General features: G+C 68.4%; 6 protein-coding genes. 4 read left to right on the top strand and 2 right to left on the bottom strand.

Annotated elements, in window-relative coordinates; translation table 11 throughout:
• Positions 1 to 179 precede the first annotated feature (179 nt).
• The 3 genes from ACF062_RS36340 (at position 180) to ACF062_RS36330 (ending at position 3,474) form a co-directional block, all read left to right on the top strand.
• Positions 180 to 542, top strand: a complete 363-nt coding sequence (locus tag ACF062_RS36340) for a hypothetical protein (protein ID WP_392144074.1) — start codon at positions 180 to 182, stop codon at positions 540 to 542.
• 470 nt (positions 543 to 1,012) lie between these two features.
• Positions 1,013 to 2,893 carry an ABC transporter ATP-binding protein gene (locus tag ACF062_RS36335; protein WP_392144072.1) on the top strand — a complete coding sequence of 627 codons (1,881 nt, stop codon included), beginning with the start codon at positions 1,013 to 1,015 and terminating at the stop codon, positions 2,891 to 2,893.
• Positions 2,894 to 3,261: 368 nt separating this feature from the next.
• Positions 3,262 to 3,474 carry an MbtH family protein gene (locus tag ACF062_RS36330; RefSeq protein ID WP_320589138.1) on the top strand — a complete coding sequence of 71 codons (213 nt, stop codon included), beginning with the start codon at positions 3,262 to 3,264 and terminating at the stop codon, positions 3,472 to 3,474.
• A gap of 82 nt (positions 3,475 to 3,556) precedes the next feature.
• Here the strand turns inward: ACF062_RS36330 and ACF062_RS36325 are convergent, their stop codons facing one another.
• Positions 3,557 to 4,594 (bottom strand): threonine/serine dehydratase, encoded by a 1,038-nt coding sequence (locus ACF062_RS36325; RefSeq protein ID WP_392144070.1) that lies wholly within the window; start codon positions 4,592 to 4,594, stop codon positions 3,557 to 3,559.
• Positions 4,595 to 5,032: 438 nt separating this feature from the next.
• On the bottom strand, positions 5,033 to 6,031 hold the full coding sequence (locus ACF062_RS36320; RefSeq protein ID WP_392144068.1) for a LuxR C-terminal-related transcriptional regulator: 999 nt from the start codon (positions 6,029 to 6,031) through the stop codon (positions 5,033 to 5,035).
• 322 nt (positions 6,032 to 6,353) lie between these two features.
• Here ACF062_RS36320 and ACF062_RS36315 point away from each other — a divergent pair, with 322 nt between their 5' ends.
• Positions 6,354 to 6,656: a hypothetical protein gene (locus ACF062_RS36315; protein WP_392144066.1), complete on the top strand. Its 303-nt coding sequence runs from the start codon at positions 6,354 to 6,356 to the stop codon at positions 6,654 to 6,656.
• The last annotated feature ends 140 nt before the right edge of the window (positions 6,657 to 6,796 follow it).

Here is a 6,796-nt window from a genome sequence, read left to right as displayed (position 1 = left end):
CACGACCTGAGCGGGCGCCGGCCGGTGCCACCACCGTCCGGCGCCCGCGGAACGCGCGGTCTCCCTCCGCGCAGGCAAGGCACGACATGGCACGACGACGGGGCGACCGCTCGGTTCGGTCCCTGGCGCTTCAGCGCGCGCCCCCCCATTCCTTCCTGACGACAGAAAGCGTATTCCTCATGTCCATCGTGACGCCCTCCTCGTCCGCTTCCGCCCCCCGCCCCCGAGCTGGAGGCAGCGCCGGTACCACCACGTCGCTGAGGGGCGCTGCCCCGCAGACCGAGGCGCCGGCTCCCGAAGCCGTCGCCCAAGCGCCGTCCGCGGCGTCCGTCGCGGCCGCCTCGCTTCCGATCACCAACCCGGGCGTCGACGTCATCGCCGTCGCCGAGATCCGGCGCAAGGCGATGCTCGACGCCCTCGACCCGGGCCCGCGCCCCGACTCGGCCGCCAAGCCGAGTCGGCGCGGATTCCTCTCCCGCATCAAGGCGTTCTACGCGCAGGAGCTCACCCACGACACCCGGAATCCGGAGAACAACGGCTGACCGGACGGGCCTTGCGCCGACCCGATCGGTGAAGCCTCCCGACAAGGGACTTCCCTGGGCGACAGAAAGGGCGGATCCCTCATGCCCATGGTGAAAACCGCAGCGATTCCGAAGGCCTTCGAGCCGCATTCCACGCCGGGCGTCCGCCTCATCGGGGGCGGCCCCGAGCGCATCACCCACATGACGCGAAACCCGCATGCGGACCCGCACCCCCGCCCGTACCCATGCGGCGCCCCGGCTCCACCCGCCCGGGGGCGTGCCCGCCCCGCATTCCGCCCCCGCCTCTGCACGGAGGCCGGTACCGGCGCCCTACGCCACCGCAATGCGTCCGCACCGGCTGTCCTCCAGGCCGCCGCGCCGCCTTCCGATCGGACGGAAAGGGCTCTTTCACCCACAAGCGAGGAGTGTTCTCCATGGCCCTCATAGGCGGCCCGAATCTCATCTCTGGAAACAATGTCGACAAAGGCAGGATGAGCCGCCAGAAGATCAAGCCGGGCACGCTGCGGCGCATACTCCCGTACGCAGTTCGCTACCGGAAGCAACTGGCGGTCCTGGTCCTGGCGAGCATCGCCTGCGGTGCGATCACCGCTGCCAGCCCGCTGATGCTGAAGTTCATGATCGACGACGGCATCGTGCCGAAGAAGTTCGAGATCGTCGTGATGCTGGCCTTCGGCATCGTACTGCTGGCCCTGATGGAGTCGTTCGTCCTCTACATCGAGGCCCGGTGTTCGGGCAGGATCGGCGAGGGACTGGTCTACGACCTGCGGACCGAGGTCTTCGAGCACGTACAGAGGCAACCGCTCGCCTTCTTCTCCAGGGTGCAGACGGGAGCGCTCGTCAGCAGGCTCAACACGGACATCGCCGGAACCAGGCAGGCGATCACCTCACTGCTGACCCAGGCGGTCTCGGCGCTCCTGACCCTGGCCATCGTCATCAGCACGATGATCTACCTGTCATGGGAGATCACCCTCGTCGCCCTGGCGATGGTGCCGCTGTTCCTCTTCCCGGCCCGCATCATCGGCCGCAAGCTCCAGCGGCTGACCCGGGAGCGGATGAACCTCGACGGCGAGATGGGCTCGATGATGAGCGAGCGCTTCAACATCTCGGGAGCGGAGCTTGCCAAGCTGTACGGCCGGCCGGCCTCGGAGGCGGCGCTCTTCGAGGAGAAGGCGGGCCGCGTCCGTGACATCACCGCGCTGAACGTCGTCTACGGCCGGATGTTCTTCATCGTGATCACGGTCCTCACCTCGATGACGACGGCGATCGTCTACGGCTTCGGCGGGAACCTGGTGATCAGCGGAACCCTCCAGATCGGCACGCTCGTCGCGATGGTGACGCTGCTGTTCCGGATGTACGGGCCGATCAACCAGCTCTCGGGCCTGCAGATCCAGGTACTCACGGTGCTCGTCAGCTTCGACCGGATCTTCGAGATCCTCGACCTGAAGCCGCTGGTCGCCGAGAAGCCCGGCGCGCATACGCTCCTCTCCGTCGACGAGAGCGGGGGCGGGGGAGTCCGGGCCCGTGGTGGTCTGGACGTGGAGTTCGACCACGTCTCGTTCCGCTACCCGACCGCCGAGGAGGTCTCGCTGGCCTCCCTGGAACCGATGGCGCTGCGCGAGAAGGACCGGGGCGACAACGCCTGGATCCTCAAGGAGCTGAGCTTCACCGCTCCGTCCGGGCAGCTGACGGCCCTCGTCGGCCCCTCCGGCGCCGGAAAGACCACGATCACCCAGCTCGTGCCCCGGCTGTACGAGGCGACCTCGGGCACCGTCCGGATCGGTGGCCACGACGTGCGGGACGTGACGCTGCAGTCCCTGAGCGACACGGTCGGTGTGGTCAGCCAGGAGACGCACATGTTCCACGACACGATCCGCGCCAATCTGCTTTACGCGCGCCCCGAGGCGACCGAGGATGAGTTGATCGAGGCATGCAGGGCGGCGCTGATCTGGGACGCGATCTCGTCCCTGCCGAACGGCCTGGACACCGTCGTCGGTGACCGCGGCCACCGGCTCTCCGGTGGTGAGAAGCAGCGGATCGCCCTGGGCCGGCTGCTGCTCAAGTCGCCTCCGATCGTGGTCCTCGACGAGGCCACCGCCCATCTGGACTCGGAGTCGGAGGCCGCCATCCAGCGGGCCCTCAAGGGCGCGCTGGCGGGCCGTACGTCTCTCGTGATCGCCCACCGCCTCTCCACCGTTCGGGATGCCGACCAGATCCTGGTCGTCGACGCAGGCCGCATCCGTGAACGCGGGACGCACGAGGAGTTGTTGGCACAGGGGGGACAGTACGCGTCGCTCTACCACACACAGTTCAAGGAAGACGATACGGAAACCGGCGTCCAGCGCTCGGCCTGACACCGCGCCCAACCAATTCCGCGGTGCTTCCACAGCGGCATCGGGCGCCGCGAACGAGCAATGTGGCCGGCCCATTTACACGGCAATGAGCCTTTCGGCAAGAAGGATCCGGGGGTGTTCAACTGACGCGTGGTCGCGGTTGAACACCCTCACCCACCGGGCGTGGCCCGTATGCCGGAGCCGTTGCGGCGCACAGCCCGGCGGGTGTTGTCGCAGCGATAAGAAGCGAGTCATAGTGGATCGCCGCGGGCCCGTGGCGCTCCGCGAGATGGGAATTGTGGATCGCGTACGTGTGGAATTGCCGCACCCGGCCCACTGGTGTGGTCACCGACGTGATCAGAGTTGTTCGCCTGAGAAAGGACAGTGTGGTGACGAATCCGTTCGACGACCCCAATGCCAGCTACCTGGTCCTCGTCAACGACGAGGGGCAGCACTCCCTCTGGCCCATCTTCGTCGATGTGCCCGAGGGCTGGAATTCCGTGTACGGCGCGGCGGGCCGAGAGGACTGCCTCGCCTATATAGAGAAGTCCTGGACCGACATGCGCCCCAAGAGCCTGATCGAGGCCATGGCCGGGAAGTAGTCCGGCATCACGGCATACACGCCTCGGCCCGAAATACGGCGACCACCGTATTTCGGGCCGAGGCGTTGTGGTGCGGCGGGGCTCAGCTCGCCACGGCTCTGTGGGCGAGGCCTGCCGGGCCCGCGAGCACGGCGGCGACCAGGGCCGGCTCGACGTTCCCGCCCGAGAGCAGGACGCCGATGTCGGTGCCCCGGCCCGGTCCGGACGCGTACTCGAGCGCGCCGGCCAGCGCGGTCGCGGCCGCCGGTTCGACGAGCAGCCTGGCCACCAGCAGCGCGGCCCGCATGCCGTCGGCGATCGCCTCCTCGGAGATGGTCAGCACCTGCTCGGCGACCAGGGCGGCGAGGGCGAAGGGGAGCGCGCCGATGCGGTCGGGGCGCAGCCCGTCGGCGATGGTGAGCCCGACGCCCACCGTCACCGGCTCGCCGGCGCCCAGTGCCGCGGTGAAGGCGGGCACGGCCTCCGGCTCCGCGCCGACGACGGCCGCCCCGTGGCCGGACGCGGCCAGGCAGGCGCCCGCGAGTGCGCTGCCCCCGCCGACGGGGACGACGACGGTGTCCAGGCGCACGCCCTCCGCGGCGGCCTGCTCCAGCAGTTCGGCCGTGGCGGTTCCCTGTCCGGCGACGACGTGCGGATTCTCGTAGGGGTCGACGACGTCGTAGCCGTGCAGCTCCCGGAACTCCTCGACGGCGGCGACGCGCTCGGCGAGCGTTGTCCCGGCGAACACCACCCGCGCGCCGGCCTCCCGGATGCGCCCGACCTTGGCGGGGGGCGCGTCGGACGGCAGCACGATCAGAGTGGGCAGCGCGTGCGCGCGGGCCGCGAGGGCCACCGCGATCGCGTGGTTGCCGGTGCTCTGGGCGACGACACCCCGGCTGCCGGCGGCGGCCAGCTCCTCGACGGCGAGCAGTGCGCCGCGGACCTTGAAGGACCCACCGCGCTGGAGGTTCTCGGCCTTCAGCCACAGCCGCGCGCCGCATTGGGCGTCCAGCTGGTCGGATCGGATGACGGGCGTGCGCAGAATCCGTGGGGCCAGGCGTAGTTCGGCACGGTCGACGTCGGCGCGGGAGAGCCCCGGCAGGGTGGTGCCGACGGTGAGACCGCTCCTGTGATCGGACATGGGTGTCCCCTCGTGAATATGTCACCGGGTCATTGCGGAATGGCCACCGGGCAGCAGTGTGTCGGCCGGGCTGCGCGAGAGCGCCGTAGAGCGGCGGATACGTCCGTTGTCCGCGCCGGTGAATAGCGGGCCAGGTGCCCGCCCCAGGCCGTCAAAGTACTGCGTTCATTCCGGAACGCGCACGTGTCCATATTCGACGGAAGCCCAAAGGCACAGAATGCGTTCGCCGCGCGCCGGCGCGGCGGGGGCCTCGGACAGGACCGGGCCGGAACGGGTCCGCTTCGGGCGACCAACCCTCCTGGCCCGCGGTTGATCAGTGGCCGCCGCCGTCGGGCGTCAGCCACGCATACGCCGACGCCTGGCCAGGATCCGTAGACAGGTGCAAAGCGGGCGAGATGCGACAGAGGTGACGCGAAGGCGCGTCAGGCCGTGATCGGGTCATTCCGGGGAGGAAGGGAGGTAGCCCTCCTGCACGGCGTGGACGCCGGCCTGGAAGCGGCTGCGCGCGTTGAGGTGCGTGAGCAGGCCCGTGGCGATACGCCGTGCCGTACGGGGGGAGACGCCCAGCTTCTTCGCGATCGATTCGTCCGTGGCGCCCTGGGCCAGCAGATGCAGGGCCGTGACCTGCTGCGGGGTCAGTTCGCCCGGCTGCTGCGCGGGTGCGGAGCCCAGCGGCTGGGCGGAGCGCCACTCGCTCTCGAACAGGGCGCAGAGGGAGGAGATCAGGCCGGGTGAACTGATGGCGACCGCGCCCACTTCGGTGTTGTCGCTGTCGATGGCGATGATGGCTTCCCGGCGGTCGCAGATGATCATCCGGTTGGGCAATGAAGGCACTGTTCGGACATGAGCACCGTGGGATGTGAGCCATTCTGCGTGTTCAACACTGGGCGGGTCGCGGCGAATGCTGTCCAGGTATATCGTGCGCATACTGATTCCCCGCTCAAGCAACCGTCTGTTGAGTGGACGCGAGGCCTGCATGTTCGCCGGTGTCTGAGCGCCCCCGGGGGCAAAGGTCAGGAATTCCTTCACCACTTGACTGTTCAGGGCTGCGAGGTAGTCCCGAACGGCATCGACGCCCTCGAGGTATCGGACCGACGCATTGGAATGGGAGGACTGTTCGTGCGCAAACTCGGAGATGAGCCGGGCGGCCGCCGCGCGACTCGCTTCGACACGTTGCTGCTGTGCGGCCAGCTCGGCCTGCTGACGTGCGAGAAGGATCTCCATGCCGAGGTGGGGGTCGACCGCGTGCACCTGGCTGGGATCGTCCAAGGAAGCCCGTACCAGGGCGAGTTCGCTGAGCCTGTCCAGCGCTCCGCATAGGTCTTCCTCGAGGATGTGCAGCCGGCTGCACAACTCGGCCAGGGAGCTGCCGGGGTGTGCCAGCATCCCTCGGTAGACAGTCTCTGCGACGGCGTCGAGTCCGAGGTTGATCAGCATCTGGCTTCCATCTCCGTTGGGCATTCCAGTCCTGGCAGACGCAACCGAGCACGCTGAATCCGTGTACATGCGTTCGAGGGCGTGCTTGGCCAGCCTAACCGAGGGGCGAGTTCGAAACATCAGAATTTATCCGGGCGCTTCCATTCCGCTTTCCCGTGGTGCGCTCGGCCGTTCGGTTCCCTCTCTGTCGCAAACCGGAGACCCGCAAGGCCATGGACCGAAATGTGTCCCCGATCCATCTGGTACACCCGATTCGGCAGTGCCAGCACCGTTCCTGCCTTTTTGTGCGTGATGTTTCACTTCCCCCGGGAAGGTGCTTCCTGTGTATCTCGTCCATCTCCGCCTTCTCCCGCCCCCCGGGGGCGAGCGGCTGCCCGCCGCCACGGCGGCTCTGCTGATGCAGGGCCGTGGCGCCGACGCGGACCGCGTCGAGCACGTCAGCGTCCACGCCGAGGCCCAGCCCTGCCCCGTCGTCGGTGTCTACGTGCAGGCGTCCACCCTGCAAGAAGCGGAAGCGGCCGCTCAACTGGCCTGGGCGCGCGCCGTCGTGACCCATCCGCCCCTCGCGCAGTGGGAGTTGCTGTCCGCCGAGGTACCGCTGCTCCGCCCCGACATGGACGAATAGCTTCGCCGACCTCTCTGACTTCCCTGCAAATAGGGCGGAATTAACGCTTCCAAAGGCGACCGACCTGGACTGAATGTGCCAAGGCCGCTTTGCCCGCCCCTAAGCCTCTTCTACTCCCCGTGGGACGCGGAGAACACTCA

It is taken from the genome of Streptomyces sp. NPDC015345, from assembly GCF_043078805.1.
Classification (GTDB): domain Bacteria; phylum Actinomycetota; class Actinomycetes; order Streptomycetales; family Streptomycetaceae; genus Streptomyces.
Note: the sequence above shows the minus strand (reverse complement) of the source record. Positions and strands in the feature narration are given on the sequence as shown.